Origin of the sequence: Rhodococcus sp. KB6 (assembly GCF_001445685.1) — a bacterium.
Taxonomy (GTDB): Bacteria; Actinomycetota; Actinomycetes; order Mycobacteriales; family Mycobacteriaceae; genus Rhodococcus_F; species Rhodococcus_F qingshengii.
Genome location: NZ_LNAK01000151.1, coordinates 98,683 through 119,045 on the forward strand (window position 1 = coordinate 98,683; position 20,363 = coordinate 119,045).

At 61.5% G+C, this 20,363-nt stretch carries 22 protein-coding genes; 14 read left to right on the forward strand and 8 right to left on the reverse strand.

The annotated features are described in order from the left end of the window. The first annotated feature begins 224 nt into the window (after positions 1-224). From ASU23_RS26135 to ASU23_RS26165, 7 genes are all read left to right on the forward strand, one after another. A complete protein-coding gene (locus ASU23_RS26135) occupies positions 225-1,115 on the forward strand; it encodes a hypothetical protein (RefSeq protein WP_058039031.1) in 891 nt (296 codons plus the stop codon). Next, complete coding sequence (locus ASU23_RS26140; protein ID WP_003940966.1) at positions 1,112-2,665, forward strand: DNA polymerase Y family protein; 1,554 nt, start codon at positions 1,112-1,114, stop codon at positions 2,663-2,665. Before ASU23_RS26135 ends, ASU23_RS26140 begins: the two co-directional genes overlap by 4 nt. Positions 2,666-2,830: 165 nt before the next feature. Further along, positions 2,831-3,676, forward strand: coding sequence for an alpha/beta hydrolase (locus ASU23_RS26145; RefSeq protein WP_058039032.1), 846 nt, complete (start codon positions 2,831-2,833; stop codon positions 3,674-3,676). After that, positions 3,663-4,418, forward strand: a complete 756-nt coding sequence (locus ASU23_RS26150) for an alpha/beta fold hydrolase (protein WP_058039033.1) — start codon at positions 3,663-3,665, stop codon at positions 4,416-4,418. The genes ASU23_RS26145 and ASU23_RS26150 overlap by 14 nt, the downstream gene beginning before the upstream one ends. A 67-nt stretch (positions 4,419-4,485) precedes the next feature. Beyond that, on the forward strand, positions 4,486-4,827 hold the full coding sequence (locus ASU23_RS26155) for a DUF6292 family protein (protein WP_007727485.1): 342 nt from the start codon (positions 4,486-4,488) through the stop codon (positions 4,825-4,827). 45 nt (positions 4,828-4,872) lie between these two features. Next, on the forward strand, positions 4,873-6,510 hold the full coding sequence (locus ASU23_RS26160) for a sulfatase-like hydrolase/transferase (protein ID WP_058039034.1): 1,638 nt from the start codon (positions 4,873-4,875) through the stop codon (positions 6,508-6,510). An 87-nt stretch (positions 6,511-6,597) separates the two neighbouring features. Continuing rightward, complete coding sequence (locus ASU23_RS26165) at positions 6,598-7,554, forward strand: R2-like ligand-binding oxidase (RefSeq protein WP_003940790.1); 957 nt, start codon at positions 6,598-6,600, stop codon at positions 7,552-7,554. Between the two features lie 9 nt (positions 7,555-7,563). On the opposite strand, the gene ASU23_RS26170 is transcribed toward ASU23_RS26165, so the two are convergent. Beyond that, entirely contained in the window at positions 7,564-8,202 is a 639-nt protein-coding gene (locus tag ASU23_RS26170) for an HD domain-containing protein (protein ID WP_007727481.1), read from the reverse strand. A gap of 125 nt (positions 8,203-8,327) precedes the next feature. Between ASU23_RS26170 and ASU23_RS26175 the strand changes: the two genes are divergently transcribed. Continuing rightward, positions 8,328-9,284 carry a GlxA family transcriptional regulator gene (locus tag ASU23_RS26175; RefSeq protein WP_007727480.1) on the forward strand — a complete coding sequence of 319 codons (957 nt, stop codon included), beginning with the start codon at positions 8,328-8,330 and terminating at the stop codon, positions 9,282-9,284. Here the strand turns inward: ASU23_RS26175 and ASU23_RS26180 are convergent. Further along, positions 9,269-10,114: an alpha/beta hydrolase gene (locus ASU23_RS26180; RefSeq protein WP_003940761.1), complete on the reverse strand. Its 846-nt coding sequence runs from the start codon at positions 10,112-10,114 to the stop codon at positions 9,269-9,271. The genes ASU23_RS26175 and ASU23_RS26180 overlap by 16 nt on opposite strands. 128 nt (positions 10,115-10,242) lie before the next feature. Here ASU23_RS26180 and ASU23_RS26185 point away from each other — a divergent pair, with 128 nt between their 5' ends. From ASU23_RS26185 to ASU23_RS26195, 3 genes are read left to right on the forward strand one after another with little or no spacing between them, the layout of a single operon-like run. Further along, positions 10,243-10,746, forward strand: coding sequence for a hypothetical protein (locus ASU23_RS26185; protein ID WP_037129197.1), 504 nt, complete (start codon positions 10,243-10,245; stop codon positions 10,744-10,746). A gap of 9 nt (positions 10,747-10,755) precedes the next feature. Continuing rightward, positions 10,756-11,328: a YdeI family protein gene (locus ASU23_RS26190; RefSeq protein ID WP_003940957.1), complete on the forward strand. Its 573-nt coding sequence runs from the start codon at positions 10,756-10,758 to the stop codon at positions 11,326-11,328. Between the two features lie 58 nt (positions 11,329-11,386). Beyond that, on the forward strand, positions 11,387-12,277 hold the full coding sequence (locus ASU23_RS26195; protein ID WP_058039035.1) for a sucrase ferredoxin: 891 nt from the start codon (positions 11,387-11,389) through the stop codon (positions 12,275-12,277). 51 nt (positions 12,278-12,328) lie between these two features. Here ASU23_RS26195 and ASU23_RS26200 read toward each other — a convergent pair whose 3' ends face one another. Then, positions 12,329-13,312: a hypothetical protein gene (locus ASU23_RS26200; protein ID WP_058039036.1), complete on the reverse strand. Its 984-nt coding sequence runs from the start codon at positions 13,310-13,312 to the stop codon at positions 12,329-12,331. 76 nt (positions 13,313-13,388) lie between these two features. Here ASU23_RS26200 and ASU23_RS26205 point away from each other — a divergent pair, with 76 nt between their 5' ends. Beyond that, the gene (locus ASU23_RS26205) at positions 13,389-13,970 is read left to right on the forward strand and encodes a GNAT family N-acetyltransferase (protein ID WP_058039037.1); all 582 of its coding nucleotides are present in this window, start codon (positions 13,389-13,391) and stop codon (positions 13,968-13,970) included. Positions 13,971-13,983: 13 nt separating this feature from the next. Here the strand turns inward: ASU23_RS26205 and ASU23_RS26210 are convergent, their stop codons facing one another. Continuing rightward, positions 13,984-14,598 carry an NAD(P)H-dependent oxidoreductase gene (locus tag ASU23_RS26210; RefSeq protein ID WP_054826214.1) on the reverse strand — a complete coding sequence of 205 codons (615 nt, stop codon included), beginning with the start codon at positions 14,596-14,598 and terminating at the stop codon, positions 13,984-13,986. Positions 14,599-14,674: 76 nt separating this feature from the next. Here ASU23_RS26210 and ASU23_RS26215 point away from each other — a divergent pair, with 76 nt between their 5' ends. Continuing rightward, a complete protein-coding gene (locus ASU23_RS26215; RefSeq protein ID WP_042449699.1) occupies positions 14,675-15,250 on the forward strand; it encodes a TetR/AcrR family transcriptional regulator in 576 nt (191 codons plus the stop codon). 2 nt (positions 15,251-15,252) lie between these two features. Here ASU23_RS26215 and ASU23_RS26220 read toward each other — a convergent pair whose 3' ends face one another. Further along, positions 15,253-16,176 carry a LysR family transcriptional regulator gene (locus tag ASU23_RS26220; RefSeq protein ID WP_058039038.1) on the reverse strand — a complete coding sequence of 308 codons (924 nt, stop codon included), beginning with the start codon at positions 16,174-16,176 and terminating at the stop codon, positions 15,253-15,255. Between the two features lie 81 nt (positions 16,177-16,257). Here ASU23_RS26220 and ASU23_RS26225 point away from each other — a divergent pair, with 81 nt between their 5' ends. Continuing rightward, positions 16,258-17,247, forward strand: coding sequence for a threonine/serine dehydratase (locus tag ASU23_RS26225; protein WP_058039039.1), 990 nt, complete (start codon positions 16,258-16,260; stop codon positions 17,245-17,247). Between the two features lie 383 nt (positions 17,248-17,630). On the opposite strand, the gene ASU23_RS26235 is transcribed toward ASU23_RS26225, so the two are convergent. From ASU23_RS26235 to ASU23_RS35165, 3 genes are read right to left on the reverse strand one after another with little or no spacing between them, the layout of a single operon-like run. Beyond that, positions 17,631-18,071, reverse strand: coding sequence for a hypothetical protein (locus ASU23_RS26235; RefSeq protein WP_225320329.1), 441 nt, complete (start codon positions 18,069-18,071; stop codon positions 17,631-17,633). 52 nt (positions 18,072-18,123) lie between these two features. Next, positions 18,124-20,118 carry an SDR family oxidoreductase gene (locus tag ASU23_RS26240; protein ID WP_054188139.1) on the reverse strand — a complete coding sequence of 665 codons (1,995 nt, stop codon included), beginning with the start codon at positions 20,116-20,118 and terminating at the stop codon, positions 18,124-18,126. Between the two features lie 50 nt (positions 20,119-20,168). Continuing rightward, positions 20,169-20,291, reverse strand: coding sequence for a hypothetical protein (locus tag ASU23_RS35165; RefSeq protein WP_003940840.1), 123 nt, complete (start codon positions 20,289-20,291; stop codon positions 20,169-20,171). Positions 20,292-20,363: the final 72 nt, after the last annotated feature.

Consider the following 20,363-nt stretch of genomic DNA (forward strand, 5'->3'; position numbering starts at 1 on the left):
TCAAGGTTAATGGATTGATGCCACTGTGACGCTCGAGGCTCCTGTGAACTGGGTTTTTTGCTCTGCTTGACGTGTCGGGGGTGACACGGTTTACTGAAAACAGTTCGAAAATATGTTCGAAATTGCTGTTCGTTGGATGCATGTCAGACCCGACTTCCCCGCGGTTTGCCGGCTGGTTATGGATTGCTGCCGAGTGAGTTTTTCCGGTGTTCCGGAGGATGGGGATGACCGAGGTGACCGAGTTGGTGGAGCTGTCGGCAGATGCGGCGGGGTTGTCCCGTCAGGATCGGCTGGCACAGCTCCGCCGACAGATCGCGTCCATTCCCTCTCGCGGCGATACGTCGTTTTCGGGACCGAGTGTTTCCGTGGCTGGTGTTTCCGGGACAAGTGCAGCAGCCTTCGAGAGTGTTGCCGACCGGGACATACCGGTCGTGGACCGCGCGCACAAGGCTGGTGTTCTCCCAGTGCCGGAAGGTATCGGGGCATTGCTACCGCAGGGCGGTTTGGTGCGCGGAACCGTGGTGTCCGTCGAGGGCGCTGCTTCCTTGCTCTTGGGATTGGTCGCGTCCGTGACGGCGTCCGGGGGGCATGTGGCAGTCATCGGGCAACCTCGACTGGGATTGCTGGCGGCGTACGAGATGGGTGCGCAACTGGAACGTCTGGCGCTCATTCCGGCGCCTGGGCCGGATCCGGTCGAGATCGCTGCTGTGCTGCTTGACGGTATGGATCTGGTGATTCTGGGATTGGCGGGTGCGTCGGTATCCCCGTCGCGTGCGCGAGCGGTGGTGGCGCGCGCCCGGAGCAAGGGCTCGACTCTTGTTGTCACCGAAGGTCACTGGGACGGGGCCGAAGTTCGGTTGGACGCTCGGGTTCATGGTTACGGTGGGTTCGGTCAGGGCCGTGAGTTGGGGCGTGGTCGGCTCAGTTCCCTGAGCCTCGCGGTTCGTGCTCGGGGGCGCTCGTTCCAGCCCCGGACCACGCATCTGGACATCTGTAGTGCAGCCGGGCGGGTCGAGTGGGTACCTTCCCGGCCGGTCGAGGCCGTGTCGGAACAGGTGGTGTCGGAGCGGGTGGTGTCGTCGCGGGTGGTGTCGTCGCGGGTGGTGTCACTGTGAGCAGAGTTCTGGCGTTGTGGTGCCCGGACTGGCCGGCGGTGGCAGCGGCAGCGCTTGCCGATCTTCCTGCCACGCATCCTGTCGCGGTCACCTCGGGTAATCGGGTGATCGCATGTTCGGCGACGGCCCGCGCGGAGGGAGTGCGACGAGGCCTGCGCCGACGCGAGTCGCAGGCCCGCTGCCCGGAACTGTATGTGGCGATGGCAGATCCGGAACGCGACGCCAGATTGTTCGAGCCGGTCGCCGCGGCCATTGATGCGGTGGCACCGGGCGTCGAGGTACTTCGTCCTGGTTTGTTGGTGCTCAGTGCGCGAGGTGTCAGTCGGTACTTCGGTTCGGAGGAAGCCGCGGCGGAACGATTGGTGGATCAGGCATCTGCTGCGGGCGTCGAGAGTCAGGTGGGTGTGGCGGATCAACTGTCCACAGCGGTCATTGCCGCGCGCCGGGCAGCGCTGGTGCCGCCGGGGGAGGGGGCACGGTTTCTGGCGCCGCTACCCATGCCGGAGTTGGCGGCCGAGCCCAGTCTGTCTGCGCCGCATCGCGGGGAGTTGGTGGATCTGCTGCGCAGGCTCGGGATCAGAACCATCGGTGCTTTCGCGGATTTACCGGCAGTGGACGTCGCTTCGCGTTTCGGGGCCGATGCGGTGCTCGCGCATCGTGCGGCGCGCGGTGAACCCGAGCGGCCACCGTCGGCGCGGACGCTTCCGCCGGATCTGGAAGTGGAGCAGCATTACGATCCGTCGATCGAGCGGGTGGATGCCGCAGCGTTTGCCGGGCGCGCCTTGGCGAGTCTCCTGCACGACAAATTGTCGGCTGCCGCAGTGGCGTGTACCCGCCTGTCGATTTCGGCCAGCACGGGCAACGGTGAAAATCTTTCTCGGACTTGGCGTTGCGCCGAACCTCTGACACCGGAGGGAACGGCCGATCGAGTGCGATGGCAACTGGACGGCTGGCTCACCGGGCGCAGTGAGACCCGGCCGACCGCAGGCATAGCGGTGTTGCGTCTGGAACCGGTGGAGGTGGTCAGTGCCGGCGCTTTGCAGTTGGGGCTGTGGGGCGGTGTCGGCGACGAGGAGGAGCGGGCCAGGCGAGCATTGGTGCGCGTGCAAGGTCTTCTGGGCGGCGAATCGGTTCAGGTCGGTGTCCTGAGCGGTGGTCGAGGGCCCTCGGAGCGAATTACCCTGTTGCCCTTGGGTGACGAGCGGGTAGCTGCTCATGATCCGACAGCCCCGTGGCCTGGTCGTCTGCCGCAGCCGTCTCCGGGGTCGATCTTCGTCGACAATCCCAAGGTATGGCTGGAGGATGTGGCCGGCAACGCCGTGTACGTCACTGAGCGCGGTGTCTTCAGCTCGCAGCCGGGAAGGCTGAAGTGGGGGAGCAAGGAATGGGCAGTGCAGGGATGGGCCGGGCCCTGGCCGGTGGACGAGCGATGGTGGGACGCAGCCTCGGCGCGCACGGCCGCGCGGGCTCAGGTGCTGTTGGAGGAATCGCGGGCGTTGCTGATGATCTGTGAAGGCGGTGGATGGTCGGTGGAGGGCGTGTACGAATGAGCTCGTAGGTACAGCCAGCTGTACCGGACATGGTCGAGTCGACTGTACGAACAGTAGGGGCGCTGGCGCCATCGCACTGACGCCATCGGGTGCCTAGCGTTGATGACATTCAAAAACTCACTGTTGCAATGATTCTCGTCGTTGCAACTCTTCGCGAGGAGTGTCATGAAAACGGCGGGTCGAGCTGACGTTTCCGGAACCGATCGACTTCACTACGAGTCGATGGAGCTACGCGACGCACAACTTCTGGCGTACGACGAGACCGGCGAAGGCCGGATCGTGGAGGTGTTCGGCGATGTCGCCACAGCCGAGCACATCATGATCTTCGTGCCGGGCAACGACAACGGACTGGGAAACTACTTCGACGAGAACCGTCCGACAGGACCACGCGCGAGCGGATGGACACTGGGAAGGATGCTCCGAACGCTCGGGCCGAACGACCGCGTCGCGGTGATCGTGTGGGTCGGTTATCGGACGCCGTGGGGATTTCTCGAGTCGTTCTCCCGGACACTTGCAGAACTTGGTGCGATAGATCTGGCGCGGTTGACTCGTATCCTGCCGCGATCGGCGCATGTGACGCTCGTCGGACACAGCTACGGGGCCGTGGTGTGCGGACTCGCTCTCCAGTCGGCGCGAGTGGACGATTGCGTGGTGCTGGGTAGTCCGGGGATGGGGACCAGTTCGCGCGAAGACCTGTGCTTTGCCGGAAATCTCTGGGCTGCGCTTGGTCCGTCGGACTGGATCCGCTATTTCCCACGCGTCAAGATCGGCCGCATCGGCCACGGCCCGTCTCCAGTTCGGGCGCAGCACGGAGCCATTGTTTTCGGTACCGGAGCCGTTCGAGGGCATTGCGGCTACTTCGCCGATGCAAGCGAGTCGCTGCGAAACATCGCGAGGATCGGACTCGGTCGCTACGACGAGGTCACGCGACCAGGGGAGTTGCAGCCTCGGCTGACCGCGTCAGCAATCCGCGAGGACGGGTCTATCCTGGGAACTCGTGAGTGTCGCTAACGTACGAAGTGCCGGCGGGGTCCAGATCAGCTACCGCGATTCCGGCTCGCATCCCAGTGTGGCCGATCTGCCTCCGGTAGTCCTCGTGCACGGGATGGGCGGCGACAGCGGTACCTGGGACAAGTTCGCGCGGACCTTGCGATCACGCAACCGGCGAGTTGTCTCGGTCGACCTTCGCGGCCACGGCCGGAGCGCTCGTGCGTCGTCGTATCTGTTCGAGGAGTTCGCGGACGACGTCATGGACGTGTGTGATCATCTCGAACTCGAGCAGGTGGACCTGGTCGGCCACTCGCTCGGCGGGCACGCGGCGTCGTTGATCGCGCAGAAACGTCCCACTGCGGTGCGGAAGTTGGTCATCGAGGAAGCGCCGTTACCACTACGTGCGGGTGACCCGGAACAGGTGTTCGCGAGGAAATTGCCGAATGTCCCAGAACTGTGGCACGCCACAACAAGTTTGGTGCGGCATCCGCGAGCCGCGTTGACGTTCGATCGCTCGATGACGCGGTCCGCGCTCGAGCAGTTCCGCCGACCGGATCCGCAGTGGTGGGATCGGTTGCCGCTCATCGAGGCTGACATGTTGTTCCTGCGTGGAGGTCTGGGCGGGATGGTGGATCCTGTTCGCCTCGACGCTGTTGCAGCCACCGTCGCACGCTGTGAATTGGTCTCTTTCCGTACCGGCCACAGTGTCCACCGCGACGGTCATCGCCAATTCGAATCCGTTGTGTTGCCGTTCATTTCCTGAAAGCGCAATACTCGATCGGTGATGCCAAGAACCCATCCGAAACGTGTGTGGCACCGAATGTACTTCCATGCATACCAACGGCAACGACTGGTCCGCACACGAATACGTCGACGCGGTAGCACGGTCCGTTCACGGTGAGACCGTCCGATGGCCGCAGGGGCCGAGCATGGATGCGGTGATCGTCCTTCCCGTTCATGCCAGGCACCATCCGGGGAAGAACGCAGTTCTGCTCTGGAATCACGACTTCGGTTGGTCGTGGGGTGTCGAGGAGGCTGATGTGCGAAGGACGATTTCGATAGTCGACACCCTCGGTATCGGCCGGACACCGGATCCGCTGCGCTGTGCGGATCGGGTTATCGAACTGATCAGCGCACGGGCAGTTTGCTCGCGCATGTGTAGCGAAGAGTGATTCGGTCAACTCTGGGGCGACAACGCCTCCGAGAGGACGACGCCCGTGAACCCAGAGAACGTTCCAGCCCCGCATTGTCATTCATTGCCGCGCCGGACGTTCCTCGGTGGCGTCGGTGCCCTTGTCCTCGCGGGAGTGGCAGACGTCGCGGCCGGCGCGGTGAGCGCGGTGCCGGTACAAGCAGCACCCGCCGATCGGTTTCCGCAGAAACCCAACATCGTTGTCATCATCACCGATCAGGAACGCCGGCCGATGTACTGGCCCCAAGGCTGGGCTGAACAGAATCTGCCCAACCGCAAGAGGATTGCCGATCACGGGCTGAGTTTCGACCAGGCAGTGTGCAACACCGCGATGTGCTCGCCCAGTCGCAGTACGTTCTTCACCGGCCTCTACCCCGCGCAGCACGGGGTCACCAGAACGCTCACCGAAGGTGGCACTGTCTCACCCACCGAGCCACAGTTGCAGGTCTCCGAACAGAACATGGCAAAGCTGCTGGCGTCGGCCGGCTACAACGTCCAGTACCGGGGGAAATGGCATCTGAGCAAAGGCGTCGAGGGTGGTGATCCGACAAGCGAGGACGTGGCAGGATTCGGCTTCGAGGGGTGGATTCCGCCGGACGCGGGCCAGGACACCAATCCGGATCATTTCGGTGGCGGGTGCGCAGACCATGATCGCCGTGTCGCCGAGGAAGCTGTCGAGTTTCTCTCCGGACCCGCAGTCGCATCCGGACAGCCTTGGGCGCTGATCGTCTCGTTCGTGAACCCGCACGATGTCCTCGCGTACCCCCAGACGTGGAACGCGATGAACGGCACGTGCGACAACTACGGATCGGACGCGCCAGGCGCCTTCGAGCAGGGTATCGACTTGCCGCCCACCTTCGACGAGATCCTGGCGCTCAATCACAAACCGACAGCCCAGGTTCAGTCGGAACTGCTGTTGGCAGCCGGGCTCGGGCCGCTGCTCGGACCCGATCAGGCGCGCAACTACATCAACTTCTACGCCTATATGCACAAAGTGGTCGACGAACACATCGGCAGCGTGCTCGACGCGATCGAAGCCACTCCACAGATGCTCGACGACACGGTGATCGTTCGGATGTCCGATCACGGGGAGATGGGGATGAGCCACGGAGGTTTGCGGCAGAAAGTGTTCAACGCCTACGAGGAAACGCTGCGCGTTCCACTGGTCATCAGCAACCCCTTGCTGTTTCCCGAACCCGTTCGCACCGACGCCCTGGCGTCGTTGATCGACGTGATGCCCACTCTCGCCACGCTCGCCCAAGCGCCTGCGCGTCAATCGTGGAACTTCCTGGGTACCGATCTGACACCGGTCATCGTCGACGCCGCCGCTTATCCGCAAAGTCCCAGCGCGCAGGTTCAGGACACGATTCTGTTCACCTACGACGATCAGAACTGTGCGACGCCCGACGGTCAGAACATCGTCACGCAGCCCAACCACATTCGGTGCATACGCGAGAGTCGCTGGAAGTACACGATGTACTTCGATCCTGCGGGAGTTGCTGCGCCGCAATACGAACTGTACGACTTACAAGCCGACCCCTTGGAACTGAACAATCTCGCCAATCCGCTCAACATCGGCTCGTATCGACCGGATCTGGCGGCTGAGATGAACGCCAAGCTCTTCGCAGTGATGGAGACCAAGGGTGTTTCCCTGAAGGAATAGATCGAATTTCGTCAAAACTGATTCACGTTTCAGTTCTGCGGGCATGCTGGTGGGGCATCTGTCTTCGGTTCGGGAAGAAGGAATGTCATGACTGTCACCTCGCCGGGGCGAGAAGGTTTCAGTTCTCTTCGGTCTGGAGGGTTGAACTGGGATTCGTTCCCACTCCGATTGTTCACCAAGGGAAACGCCAAATTCTGGAACCCAACCGACCTCGATTTTTCGCAGGATGCCCGTGACTGGCAGGAGCTGACCAGCGAACAACAGCGCAGCGCCACCTTCCTGTGTGCGCAGTTCATCGCCGGTGAAGAAGCCGTCACCGAAGACATTCAACCGTTCATGAAAGCAATGTCGACCGAGGGACGATTCGGCGACGAGATGTACTTGACGCAGTTCTGTTTCGAGGAAGCCAAGCACACCCAGGTGTTTCGGCTGTGGATGGACGAAGTGGGATTGACCAGTGACCTGCATTCCTACGTCGCTGACAATCCGTACTACCGGCAACTGTTCTACGAGGAGCTGCCGTCGTCGCTACGCATTCTCGAGACAGACCCCAGCCCGGTCAACCAGGTGCGTGCCAGCGTCACGTACAACCACGTCATCGAGGGCAGTCTGGCGTTGACGGGTTACTACGCCTGGCAGAAAGTTTGTGCGACGCGCGGAATCCTCCCTGGCATGCAGCAATTGGTGCGAAAGATCGGTGACGACGAACGACGGCACATGGCTTGGGGAACGTTCACCTGCCGAAGGCACGTCGCCGCCGACGATCACAACTGGGACGTCGTCCAGCAGCGGATGGGTGAACTCATGCCCATGGCCCTCGGAATGATCAACTGGGTCAACGATCAATTCGAGGTGCAGCCGTTCGGTTTGGACAATCAGGAGTTCCTCGAGTATGCCGCAGACCGTGCGCAGCGCCGACTTTCGGCGATCGAGTCTGCACGCGGGCGCGACGTCGCCGAGATCGACCTCGACTATTCGCCGGAGACCCTCGAGGAAAAGTTCGGGGCAGAAGATGCCGCTGCGATGAGTGAGGCGGCCAAATGACTGCGAATTCTATTGGGGCCAAGCCGAGTTCTGGATGACCTCGACAAAATCGATGTGCCGAAATCCCGGCACAAAATGTTCGAGTACGTCAGCGTTCACCGTCCCGAACGTGCTTTCGGGACGGTGCTTGAAGCCGTCGGTGAAGGCCTTCAAGATCTGATTCTTGAAATCCGGACGGGGGTGGGCCGCGGTGACGGCGTCGATGTCGGCCTGGTCGAGTTCGCTGTATCCGATTCCGAGTACATCGGTCTCCACACCCGCTGTCACCAAGGCGATTTCGGGCTCCAGCCGCGAGGGGACCTCGGGCGTCGTATGTAGAGCGATGCCTTCCCACACTTTGCGGATGTCGGTTTCGTCGACTTCGTAGCCGGTGAGGAATCGCCGCGCTTCGTCCGCGCTGTCCAATTCGAATCGCGCCGTACTGTCCCGGAATTTCTCGGTGAGCCCCAGGTCGTGAAACATGGCGCCGACGTAGAGCAATTCAGGGTCGGCGTGCAGTCCCAAACGCGCGCCTTGCAGCGATCCGAAGAGGAAGACGCGTCGCGAGTGGTGAAACAGTAACTCGGACGCCGTATCTCGGACGAGTTCGGTGGCGTCGGCAGCCATCTTCGAATCGGGGATTTTCACACCGGCAATGATCGTGTTCATCGGTACCTGCTCTGCTCGTCGCTGCTGCGAATTTCTCGGTCTGTCCCAGTGTCGGTCGAGCACGCACGCGGGCGCACCCTGATCTCGGCCATACTGTCCACAGATCAGGACGAAGGGGAGCGATCGTGACCGCAGTGCATCGAGTTGCCGTCCTGGTGTTCGACGGCGTCAAACTGCTCGACGTCGCAGGTCCGAGTGAGGTGTTCGCAGAGGCCAATCGCGGCGGAGCGAACTACGAGTTGGTGATCTGCTCGGTAGGTGGACACGATGTCGACTCGTCGACCGGCATGCGCATTCCGGTCGACTGTGACGTCGCAGATTCCGGTTCCTTCGACACGTTGCTGGTCATGGGTGGCGACGTGTTCCCGTCGATGCCGGTGAGTCCGGAACTGCGTGAGGCAGCGAGCGATCTGGCGAGACGTTCGGGTCGGGTTGCCTCGATCTGTACCGGGACATTCATCCTGGCGGCGAGTGGACTGCTCGATGGACGCCGCGCAACGACGCATTGGCAACACACGGCAACGCTGGCGCGCGCCTATCCGCAGATCACGGTAGTTCCCGACGCCATTTTCATCCAGGACGGCACGGTGTTCTCGTCTGCGGGTGTGACCGCCGGGATCGACCTCGCGCTCGCATTGCTCGAGCGAGATCATGGTGCAGAAATGGCCCGACGTGTCGCACAGCTTCTGGTGGTATTTCTCCAACGTCCAGGTGGGCAGTCACAGTTCTCGCCGTCGTTGAGCGGGCCGCGGCCCCGGGTGCCCGCGCTTCGCGCAGTGGTCGAGGCGGTGGCCGCCGATCCGGCGGGGGAGTACTCGGTCGACGAACTGGCTGCCCTGGCGCACCTGAGCCCACGGCATCTGACGAGGCTCTTTCGGGAAGAACTCGGTACGACGCCGGCCAAATACGTCGAGTTGATCCGTTTCGACTCCGCGAAAGCGCTCCTCGATGCCGGCCACTCGGTGACCGAAGCCGCGCAATTGGCGGGATTCGGCAGTTCGGAATCCCTACGACGAGCATTTTCGACGCATCTCGGAATCTCGCCGCAGGTGTACCGCCGTCGTTTTCAAGCTTTCGGCTGAGACTGACTTTCGTGCTTGCCTTGCGGCGGGCTCATGCCCTGCTTGTCGAGCCAGGCAAGGCTGTAGTCCGCGATCTCACGCCAGCCGTGGTCGATGGTCAGCGAGTGACCTCGATCGCCGAAGACCTTGTATTCGTTGATCGTCGGGGCCTTGGCGTACTTCTTGAACGAGCTGTCCGAACTGGCTTTCGGGACTGTGCGATCCTTGCCGCCGCCGATCATCAGGAGTGGCCCGCGGCGAGCGTTGAAATCTACCGCAGCGGGGCTGTGGGGCGCGAAGTTGGCGAGTGCTGCCTCGAACAACGGCCGACCAGGGGCGGGAATCGCATACTGCTCGAACAAGGCGTCGGACTCGTCCTTGGACACGGCGCTGGCAAAGGATTTGTGGAACGACTCTCTGTTGTGTGAGTACGCCTTCCGGTAGTTCCCGGGGTTGGACAGGACCGGGAAAACACTGCCCAGTTGAACGAGGGGAAGTTTCAACACCCCTTTGGGCTGAGCCGGGTCGATGGCAATTGCCGCGGTCGCCAGCTTCTGGCCCAGAAGTTTCTGCGCGATCAAACCTCCGAACGAATGCCCCACCACGATCGGTGGTTCGTCGAGATCGGCTATCACCTTGGCGTAGTGATCCGTCACGTCCTCGATGCCGTGTCCCGCGATGTCTTCCGGGTGTTCACGCGTCTCACCCACGGTCGACGCGTCCCCTGGCCATCCCGGCGCCATTGTGGAGTACCCCTGCGCGCTGAAAACCTGCGCCCAGGGGTCCCAGGTGGTCGGGTGCATCCAAAGTCCGTGGATGAACAGAACAGTCGGGTTGGACTTGGGCGACATGCGCGCTCCCCGCTATCGGACCGATGATCGATACGGGATGCCCGCTTTTTACAACCTCATTCACATTTTCGGCGAGCTCTTCCGTCGGGCCGTTCCGTTCTGTTGTGCGAAGATGGCACGATCGTGGAATGGCACCAACTGGATCTGCGAAGGCGATGGCACTGTGGACCACCGCTTTTGTTGTCTCACAAGCGAATATTGCTCGCCTACTCGGGCCGGTGGCTCCCAAAGTATTGGAAGTGCAGACGGCGTTCTCCGCTCGCCGGTACGTCGAGATCTTGGACTCCATGGACGAAGAGGCCACGGCACGATTTCGTAGTCACTACTACCCCGACTTCGTACATCCCGCGATCTACGCGATGGCTTTGCGGTCAGCGGGCACGAGGCTCGGGGAGCGGGTTCCCCTTTCCCCGGCAACTCGGCGCGCCCTTGCCGTAGTGCCGGTACTGTCGGCGGCCGGCGACTACGTCGAGAACGTGGTCGGACTCCATTTCCTCGATCATCGCGACAGGATCACCGACTCGAGGGTTCGCGCCGCTTCGACCGTCAGTATTGCCAAATGGGTGCTCGCACTCGGAACTCTCGGATATTTGTCGCAGGGTTTTGTCAGAGTATGGGTATCGCGAAAATGAGGAGCACTGATGGCAGTCGAACTCGATACCGAATACTTCGCTGACGGAGCAGAGTTCCGTCGATGGCTGTCCGAGAACCACGAGGTGGTCCCCGGCCTTTGGCTGAAAATGGCCAAGAAGACCTCGTCGCACAGTTCGATCGACTACGACCAAGCGTTGGACGTTGCCCTGTGCTTCGGCTGGATCGACAGCCTCGCACGGCGAATCGACGACGATTTCTTCGTACAGAAGTTTTCGCGACGCACCGCGCGGAGTCCGTGGTCCAAACGCAACGTCGAGATAGTCGCCCGCCTCGACGCTGCGGGACTTCTCGAGCCTTCCGGCATCGCCGAGATCGAGAAGGCCAAGGCCGACGGTCGATGGGATCGCGCGTACGAGGGATCAGCCAAGGCCGAGGTCCCCAAAGACTTTCTCGATGCGCTCGCGGAAAACCCGAAGGCTCGTGAGTTCTACGCGACGCTCAATTCCACCAACCGATTCACCATCGCGTACCGACTGCAGGAGGCAAAGCGTCCGGAGACGCGAGCCAGGCGGATCGAGAAGTTCGTGAACCAGCTTGCGGAGGGCAAGAAGTTCTATTGAGTTGCCGCGTCACTGGGCCACAGGGACTTGCGAATCGACACCCAGCGAGGCTGACACAATGGGCCTCGTGATCGAAGCCGAAACCTGTTCCGCACTGTCTGCTGTCGATGAGCCGCTGGCAGGCAGCGCTGCCGTCGTGCAGGGCTGGGTATGCCTCGAATTCAATGCCGCGTGGGGTCGTGACGTGTTGGACGGTACGGCCTTGGGAGAGGAGCTTGCCGCCGAGCTGAGCCGCCGAGCCGATGCAGCGAACGTACGAATCATGTTCGTTCGGCGACCCGGGCGTACCGATCCGATGACTGATGGACACACCGTCCTGCTTGCGCGCTCCGATCCGAGCGACTCATGGTGTGAAAGGTTGCACATCGATTCGCCGATGGACTTACTCGACGTCGATTTCTCCCTGTTGGATGGGCCGCCACCAGGACTGGGCGAGCAAGTGACCGAGCCAGTCGTATTGGTCTGCGCGCACGGCAAGCGCGACCAGTGCTGCGCTGTATTCGGCAGGCCGATCGCCGCAGCGCTGATGTCGTCCTTCGGACCCCAGGTGTGGGAGTGTTCGCATACCGGCGGGCACCGATTCGCGCCGTCGATGATCCTGTTGCCGAGCGGCAATACGTACGGCCGTCTGTCGGCAAGTGAGAGTGTCACGGCCGTGGAGGTGGCTTCCCGAGATCAGGTCCATTTGCCAGGCCTGCGTGGACGGAGTTGTTGGTCTCCTGCGGGGCAGGCTTCGGAAATTGCTGTGCGACAGCAAATAACCTGCGGAATCGACGACTTGGCTGTCATCGAGCAGGCGAGTGACGGGACATGCGTCGTCACACATGTGGACGGCCGGCTATGGGCGGTGGAGACGGCACTCTCCGAACTCGCGCCGCGTCCACCGAGTTGCGGCGCGGCGCCCAAGCCGGTCAGGCCAGTTGTGGTCACGTCGATTCGAGACCTGTGATTTCATCGTCGGTTTTCTACGATCAGTCTCGATGAACTCGGGTGTGGGTCGCTACTGCAACAGGAGCGCAATGACTGCGGGCGGTAATTGACGTTGTCCGAGGAGGTTTACGCGTTGGCATCCGTCGAGTTCGACTGCCATCCGCGTGCCGCCCGATCCGTCGGGACGAAGTACGTCGATCGAAGCGATGTGATGGGCGACGAGATCGCATGGGCCTGCAGGTGGCGCGGTGGATGCAACCTCCATCAGATCAGTACTCTGCTGGCGTGACAAGCGGATTCGGGACTCGGGCAGCGGCGGTTCGGTGGAATAGCGGCACACCCGTAGTCTGCCGACGTCGGAAATCGGTGTAGCCAAAGCTGTTTCCGTCAGTGGGCGCGCGTGAGTGTCTTCGTGTTCTGCCATGCGACTCATGTCAGCTTCAGTGGTCGTCGCGAACGGTTGTCCGATCGACTCCGCGCAGGTTCCGGCGTCATCGGAGGAGATGCCGTCGACCGGATGCTGCGCGCGGCTGATCTCATGTAGTTGGCTCAGGGCTGCGTGTGGTTTCTCTTGCAGTCCGCAGGGCGCGGTCGGCCAGGTAGGGCGTATGGCTGCTCCTGCTTCGTCTACCAGCCACAAACCGGCTGGCGGGACGAGACGGTACGCGCAGTCGGCCCGGACGTTGGCAGGAAATCGACGAGACTGTTCGCGGAATGCATCGTCCACCGCGTGGATGTCCCCCTCGAGGCGTATGGAGTCGATGGTCAACCCACCGTCGGACGTTTCTCCGCGTTCGCATCGAACAACGGCAACGGGGCTGAAATCAGGAGGCGGGTAACCACTTCCCTCGGGGCGAAGTGCAATGCTGCTGTCGCGTGCCTCGGGGGCTACGAGCGCGGCGGTGATATCAGGGGCGAGGCAGTCTGCCCGATCGACCGCCGTCGCGACCGGTGGAGTGAAAGATTCATAGTCTCGAACGCCGGTCCAAACCAACGCAACGGCGACGACACTGACGACGATGATAAAGACCCCAGCTGTGAATCGTCCACTCATACATCGACACTATGTGCTTTTGCGATGGATTGAGGCGAAGTCTCGACCATTGCGGGTGCGACGTAGCATCGCTGCTATGACAGTCGATTTGGTTGCGACTGACGAGGCCTTGTGGGTGTCCTGGTTGGAGTCGCGTGACGAGTGGGGTGGACCGCAGGCGGATCAGCCCGGTTCGGCGTTGGGAGTTGCGCAACGTCTGGATCTCGACCTTGCGTCACGCGATGGATTCGGGCAGTGGGTTCAGGAGTTGTTGGCGCAGCCCGAGGCGTTACCGGGTCTCGACATTGTCCCGGCAACCAACTGGTGGATCGTTCGAGACGGCAGGTATCTCGGTGCTATCCAGTTGCGGCACAGCTTGAATGAGTTCTTGGCTGATCTTGGTGGTCATATCGGCTACGGGATTCGGCCGTCGGAACGGCGGAAAGGGATAGCGTCGGCTGCTCTGCGGGAAGTGCTCACGTATGCCGGCGACCCGGTGGGGCTCAGTGGCGTCCTGATTACGTGCGACGAGACCAACGCGGGTTCGCGTAGGGCAATCGAAGCGTGCGGGGGACTTCTCGATAGCGTGCGCCCAGTTGATCAGTTGTCGCGCAACCTCGGCCATTCGGGAGACACGCTTCGCTACTGGGCGGCCACGGGCCGGTCAAGCGCCAGTTGACCGTTTTTGACCGTCAACGGGAAGTCGCGGTCGCAGGGTAGGCGACACGGGACGCGATGCTTTCGCTGAGGTCGTGGATTTCTGCGGCGAGGACGTCTCGGCTCTTCGTGTCCGACTCGTGAACGAAGGTTGTCGATCCCAGTGTGGCACCGCAATATTCGATGATTCCGCGTTCGATCTGTGTCCGGAAGGCCTCGTACACGCCGTGTCGGTCGAAACTCTCGGCGTCGTCACCTGCGACTGGAATCAGGTGGACGGTGAGTCGGTCCAGTTTCTTCACGAATTCGCTTCCCGGGGTGAATTCGTACGCCCATCCGCTGACGAAGACTCGATCGATCCAACCTTTGAGTAGTGCGGGCATCGACCACCAGTACATCGGGAACACGAGAATCAGATCGTCTGCACGATCGATTCGGTCCTGCTCGGCTACAACATCGGCAGGGGGAGTCCCTTTGCCGCGGAACAGGTTCACATCGGCTTCGGCGAATCGGGGATCGAAATTCTCGGCATGTAGGTCCGCGAAGTCGACGTCGCCGCCCAGGTCGCGGATCGCGTCGGCGGTAGAACGGGCGACATGCTGGGTAAGTGACTGAGGATCGGAGTGGGAGACTACGACGAGTGTGGTCATGAGCGTCCTTCGGTAGATGGTGCGCTTATGTACTAAGAGTAGGTTACTATTGGTATATAGCGCAAGGAGGTGTCCGATGGCACGTACGAGACTGTCGCGAGCCGGCAGGTACGAACAACTCGTGGAGGTGTCGTGGGCATTGGTGCGAGAGGAGGGTGCGGACGCGCTGACCCTTGGTCGGTTGGCTGAACGTGCCGGCGTTGCAAAGCCAGTTGTATACAGCCATTTCGCCTCTCGCGCCGCGTTGTTGGCAGCGCTCTTCAAGGAATTCGACGATCGTCAGACGGTGATGCTCGAGGAGTATCTCGATGCCGCGGATGAGTCTCTGAACGGACGCGCGAATGCCATCGCCGACTCCTACGTCGGATGTTCGTTGGCGCAGGGGCGTGAACTGACGGGTGTGCTTGCAGCGCTGGAGGGTTCGCCCGAGCTGGAGCGGGTCAAGCGTGAATCGGAACACGCCTATTCCGAACGATGTCGGGAGGTGCTGACTCCCTTTGGTGCGGGCGGAGGACTTGCGCAACCTTCGATGACCGCAATATTCGGTGCTGCAGAGGCACTCTCGCATGCGGCGGTAGCGGGAGCGCTCTCGCCCGACGATGCTCGAAGCGAACTTGCCGCACTGATAGTCGCGGTGGTCGGCCGGACCTGAGGTCACCGGTTATCTTGGTGCCCATCCAATTCGACGCGCTCACGCATGGATTCGGATATCGCTGTCAGAGTTCTGACGAACGCGTCGATCGCGGGAGCAAGTGGAGGTTTGCCGTAGGTTGCGACGGAGACAGTGCGTCGCTCGCCGGGAATGCGGTGTGCGCGGATACTCGGGTTCTGATGTGCCTGGAGGGCGAGGGCCGGAAGGGTGCTTACCCCGCTTCCGGAGGCGACCAGGGCTTGGACGGCGACGTAGTCGTCGGTCTCGAACTCGATCCGCGGAATGAATCCAGCTCGATTGCAAGCGGTGAGGAGGTGGGCTCGGCAGCTCGGGCAACCGGCAATCCAGGTCTCACCGGCGTAGTCCGTGATCTCGTTGGCGGCATCTGCATTCCGCGCAGAGGTGATCAGGTACAACGGATCTTCCAGTAAAGCCGTCTGCGCGACATGCTTGAGCCCGACTTCAGGGGTGTCCTCGTGCGCGAAGACAACAGCTACGTCGACATCGTTGTTACGAAGCAGTGCAAGTGCTTTGGGTGGTTCTGCATCAACGAGGCTGATGGACACATCGGGGTACTGGGACGTGAACGCTGCCATCGCCTGCGGAATCAAACTCGCCAGGGCTGACGGGAATGCGGCCAGTCGTACCCGCCCGGCCCTCAGTCCTGCGTACGTCTGGACTTCGGCTACCGCTGCGTCGACGTGGCCGAGGATCTCGGTGGCTCGCCGAACCAGCACTGCGCCGGCGTCCGTCAGGCGCAGTCCACGACCCGCTCTCTGGAACAGTGGAACCCCGACTTCCGATTCGAGCTGTCGAAGGTGGTGACTGATGGAGGGCTGCGCGTAACCGAGAGAATCGGCGGCGGCTGTCACCGACCCTTCCTGTGCAACAGCGACCAGGACCCTCAGCCGAATTAGATCGAGCATGCCAAAATCATAGAAGATTTCGATGCTTTGGACGAAAACACGTATTGGATCTATGAATCGGTGTTTGGCAGGGTGAATCACATGGCACCGGCATCTGATCTCACGGCATCAAACCAGCTACATCCACCCGTATGGGCAGACATCGAGCGTGCCAGTCAGGTCGTCCGTCGGCATCTACCGGTCACGCCCCTGATATCGCACCCGACCTTGGGTGCGGGCTCGTGCAGCCAATTGTTCGTCAAACACGAGAACGTGCACCCCACGGGTGCGTTCAAGGTTCGCGGCGGACTGAACCTGGTGGCAGGACTGGATGAGGCGACGCGGGCGCGGGGGATTGTCGGCTACTCGACCGGAAACCATGCTCAATCCTTGGCGTATGCCGCGGCGGGTGCGGGCGTGCGGTGTGTGATCGTCATGCCGGTTGGGGCGAATCCAGTCAAGGCTCACGCTGTCCGCATGCTCGGAGCCGAGCTCATCGAGCACGGTGTGAACTTCGACGAGGCACGTGCTCATGCCGATTTCATCAGCGAACGTGACGGCCTGCGTCTCGTGAGCGCCGCCAATGAGCCGGCAATCCTCGCCGGTGTTGCAACGGCCTACGTCGAACTCCTCGAACAACAACCTGATCTGGACGCGGTGGTGGTCCCAGTCGGTGGCGGCAGCGGTGCGGCGGCGGCGTGTCTCGTCGCCAGTGCGCTTGCACCGCACCTCGAGGTGTTCGCAGTGCAGTCTGAGGCCGCACGAGCCGCACATGACTCGTGGAGTTCCGGCACGTGCGTCGAGCGCCCGAACACCACCCGTGTCGAAGGGCTTGCGACCGGTGCCGGGTTCGCACTCACTCAACGTGTCTTGCGTGAACGCCTCGGGGGATTCCTGCTCGTCACGGACGACGACATCACCCTCGCGCAGCGGGCGTTGCTCTACGACGCTCACACTTTGAGCGAAGGCGCCGGTGCGGCCGCACTTGCTGCGGTCTATGCGCATCCGAACACCTTCGCTGGCAAGCGCGTTGCTGTTGTCTGCACGGGCGCCAATGCCTCCGAGAGTGAGATCCGCAGGGTCGTCGGCTAATTCATCTCGCATTCGTAACAATGTGCAGTGTCAGCGAACTGACGGAAAGCCGAAGTACGGTGTTCCAATGACTTCACCCCGAGACAAGTCACCTATCACTCGCAATGTTCCCGCACTCATGCTGGTAGTCGGGGTCATTGGATTGATCGCAAGTTTCGGAGTGACCTCACGTTGGGGGTTCCCAGCGTCCGCATCGGAGCTTTGTAGATCAAGTTCGTATGGAAGCGGATTGCTCGAAGAAGCAGGATGGGCTTGGATCCCGTTTCCCGTAGCCTCTTGCAAGGCAGTGGATTTCGATTCTTCCGCAGTTTACTTCGCCCTCGGATGGGAAAACTCGATCACTGCCGCAGTATCGATCGCATTCATCGCCATGGCTCTGAAACTCACTTGGGGTGCAGGAGTTCAGTGATGCTCATATGCCCGGCCTTGGGTTCGTTCGGAAGGCTGACCGGCACAAGCCCCATGCTTTCCCGACGCTCGTTGACCGAAAAGACGTACTGGGCAAATTCAGGCTTGACGTGCACGTCCGGAAACTGTGCCCGAAGTTTGCCCACGATCTGATAGCCCTCGTCGTACCAGTCGAAAACGTTGATCCCTGGATTCCACCGCGGTCGTATCGCGAAGCCGTCGATCTCGGTCACAAAGAACTTTTGGAAGCGATCAGTCCACGCCAGTATCTTCTCTCCGAGTTCGTCGTCGATCCCCATTTGGCTCGGGAGAACGTATGCCTGCGGGAACCGTTGCGGCGGGATGACAATCAATTCCTTCGACGGCCACAGCGAACTGGGATGACCATGGTCTGGATAGATTCTGATGACTAGCATTGCAGACTCGTTCCGCTGGCCGAAACGCTCCGAGGCGAAGTCACACCACCGGTCACCAGTGCGTACCGGGCACGAGTCGGGCGGCACGACGGCCGAGTTTGCGGATGCGCGAGCGCGAGTGGTGCTGTCGCGTCGGTGTTGCCGGAGCGTCTGCCGGAGTTTCCTTGTCTACCTGACCCTTTGCCGCCGGAGAATCGGGGAAGGCCTGGTACATCTGGTTGAGAATTCGGTCCTTGGTGTGCGGTGCGAACAGGGTTCCCAGATCACCCAGGGTTCCCAGTGGTACGTCGATGCGTTTGGGGCGGTCGATCAGCGCGCGGATCACCATTGCCGCAGCCTTTTCCGGGCTGGTGATCGGGCCGTTGTTGTATTCGCCGGTCGGAGCGATCATCGGTGTTTCGACCAGCGGCATGTGGATGGTCGTGAAAGTGATTCCGTCCGCCAGGGTTTCAGAGGCGGCTACGTCCGAGAAACCGTCGAGGGCGGCCTTGCTCGCCACGTAGGCCGAGAATCTAGGCGTTGCCGCCTGGACTCCCGCGCTGCTGATGTTCACGATGTGGCCGAAGCGGCGAGAACGCATGGTCGGTAACAAGGCGAGCACCAATCGCACAGCGCCGAAGTAGTTCACGGCCATCGTTCGTTCGTAGTCGTGGAAACGATCAGTGGAGTGGTAAATGCCGCGCCGGATGGATCGGCCGGCGTTGTTTACCAACATATCTACGTGATCGTGTTCTGTCAGAATGCTTTTGATCGTGTGCTGGACCGATTCGTCGTCCGTGATGTCGCAGGGATAACCGAATGCCTTGCCCCCGGCTGATCGAATCTCCTGTACTGCGGCATCGAGTTCGTCGGTGCGGCGTGCGATCAGGAGAACGGTGGCGCCCTTCTGAGCGGCGGCAATGGCCGATGCCTTGCCGATTCCGGAAGAGCCTCCGGTGATCAGAACGATCCGACCCACGAGTGGTCCTTCGGGACTGTTACGTCGTGCGCGATTGGGATCGAGGTTTGCGCGCCAGTACTTCCACAACACAGTGGAGTACGACCCGAACTCGGGGACCGCCAGTCCTGATCCGGCCAGGGCGGCAACGGTTCTCGCGGAGGTGAATGTCGGCGCCATCGTCATGTTGTCGAGTAATGCTGCAGGCATGCCGATGCGATCGAGGAAGACCTTCCGCGCCGATTCTGCCGAATCCATCGGCAATGGCGAGACAAAGGGTTTGGCGATCACGCCCGGCAGGCTGAGTGCGGGCCGGGGCGCTCCGGCGGCCTTGGCGAGTCCGGCATAGATTTCGCGTACCGGTTGAGGTTTCGGATTCACGAGATGGAATGCTTCGCCGTCGTGGCCGGGCGCGTGCATCAATTCGACGAGGGCGGCGGCTACGTAATCGACGGGCACCACATTGGTTGCGCCGAGGTTGGGGATCGGGACGGGGAGTGCTGCAGGTAGTTTCGCGAGTAGCGCCAGTCCTGGAAACAAGTAGTACGGACCGTCGATCTTGTCCATCTCCCCGGTGACGGAGTTGCCGACCACGGCAGACGGTCGATAAACACGCCAGGTGAGGCCTTCTCGTTCTCGAACGAGCTTCTCGGCCTCGAACTTGGTTCGGTGGTACGGAGTGGGAAAGCCTTGACCGCAATCGAAATCGGTTTCGCTGAAGGTTCCCGGGTAGTCGCCCGCAACTGCGACTGATGACACGTGATGAAGGGTGGCTCCCAGCTGTGCGGCAAGGTCGGCCACGGAGCGTGTGCCCTCGACATTCGTCGAAGCCTGCTCGTCTCCGGCGGTGATGTCGTAGATCGCGCCGAGGTGAAGGACGTGGTCGGCAGGCGGGGGAGAGTCGATGCCCAGCCCCGGCTCGGTCAGATCTCCAATGAGTGGATGCACGCGATCGCCGCCGGGAATTGCCGACACCTGTTCTTCGAGTTTGGTTACAGAACCGGCTCTGACCAGCACATGGATCTGAGCAGTTTGATCACGCTCGAGCAGGAGTGGCAGTGCAGCTCGTCCGAGGAATCCGGTACCGCCAGTGACGATGTATGTGGCCATAGTCGGTAACTTACTCCAAAGTAATATCAGCGGCTAGAGGGAAACGAACATCAATGCGTCATGACCCCGTCCTCGGCGTCGAAGTCGATGCCCGCGGAGATGATTCCGGAGAACAAGAACGCGACGGCAAGCGCAAGAGCGGGGATTGCAAGGATCCATTCGAAAATTGTCATGCTCCAAGTCTGACGAAATCAGCTTCGGAGAACATCGCCCTGCGGAGCGATTTAGACGATCGGGCAGTCATC

Excerpts from the sequence above, each read along its gene's own strand:
- ASU23_RS26170 (WP_007727481.1), bottom strand. The coding sequence starts at position 8,202 with ATGAACACGATCATTGCCGGTGTGAAAATCCCCGATTCGAAGATGGCT.
- ASU23_RS26225 (WP_058039039.1), top strand. The coding sequence starts at position 16,258 with ATGGCACCGGCATCTGATCTCACGGCATCAAACCAGCTACATCCACCC.
- ASU23_RS26190 (WP_003940957.1), top strand. The coding sequence starts at position 10,756 with ATGGCAGTCGAACTCGATACCGAATACTTCGCTGACGGAGCAGAGTTC.
- ASU23_RS26215 (WP_042449699.1), top strand. The coding sequence starts at position 14,675 with ATGGCACGTACGAGACTGTCGCGAGCCGGCAGGTACGAACAACTCGTG.
- ASU23_RS26205 (WP_058039037.1), top strand. The coding sequence starts at position 13,389 with ATGACAGTCGATTTGGTTGCGACTGACGAGGCCTTGTGGGTGTCCTGG.
- ASU23_RS26180 (WP_003940761.1), bottom strand. The coding sequence starts at position 10,114 with ATGTCGCCCAAGTCCAACCCGACTGTTCTGTTCATCCACGGACTTTGG.
- ASU23_RS26135 (WP_058039031.1), top strand. The coding sequence starts at position 225 with ATGACCGAGGTGACCGAGTTGGTGGAGCTGTCGGCAGATGCGGCGGGG.
- ASU23_RS26235 (WP_225320329.1), bottom strand. The coding sequence starts at position 18,071 with ATGCTAGTCATCAGAATCTATCCAGACCATGGTCATCCCAGTTCGCTG.
- ASU23_RS26185 (WP_037129197.1), top strand. The coding sequence starts at position 10,243 with ATGGCACCAACTGGATCTGCGAAGGCGATGGCACTGTGGACCACCGCT.
- ASU23_RS26165 (WP_003940790.1), top strand. The coding sequence starts at position 6,598 with ATGACTGTCACCTCGCCGGGGCGAGAAGGTTTCAGTTCTCTTCGGTCT.
- ASU23_RS26155 (WP_007727485.1), top strand. The coding sequence starts at position 4,486 with ATGCATACCAACGGCAACGACTGGTCCGCACACGAATACGTCGACGCG.
- ASU23_RS26240 (WP_054188139.1), bottom strand. The coding sequence starts at position 20,118 with ATGGCCACATACATCGTCACTGGCGGTACCGGATTCCTCGGACGAGCT.
- ASU23_RS26145 (WP_058039032.1), top strand. The coding sequence starts at position 2,831 with ATGAAAACGGCGGGTCGAGCTGACGTTTCCGGAACCGATCGACTTCAC.
- ASU23_RS26210 (WP_054826214.1), bottom strand. The coding sequence starts at position 14,598 with ATGACCACACTCGTCGTAGTCTCCCACTCCGATCCTCAGTCACTTACC.
- ASU23_RS26220 (WP_058039038.1), bottom strand. The coding sequence starts at position 16,176 with ATGCTCGATCTAATTCGGCTGAGGGTCCTGGTCGCTGTTGCACAGGAA.
- ASU23_RS26195 (WP_058039035.1), top strand. The coding sequence starts at position 11,387 with ATGGGCCTCGTGATCGAAGCCGAAACCTGTTCCGCACTGTCTGCTGTC.
- ASU23_RS26200 (WP_058039036.1), bottom strand. The coding sequence starts at position 13,312 with ATGAGTGGACGATTCACAGCTGGGGTCTTTATCATCGTCGTCAGTGTC.
- ASU23_RS35165 (WP_003940840.1), bottom strand. The coding sequence starts at position 20,291 with ATGACAATTTTCGAATGGATCCTTGCAATCCCCGCTCTTGCGCTTGCC.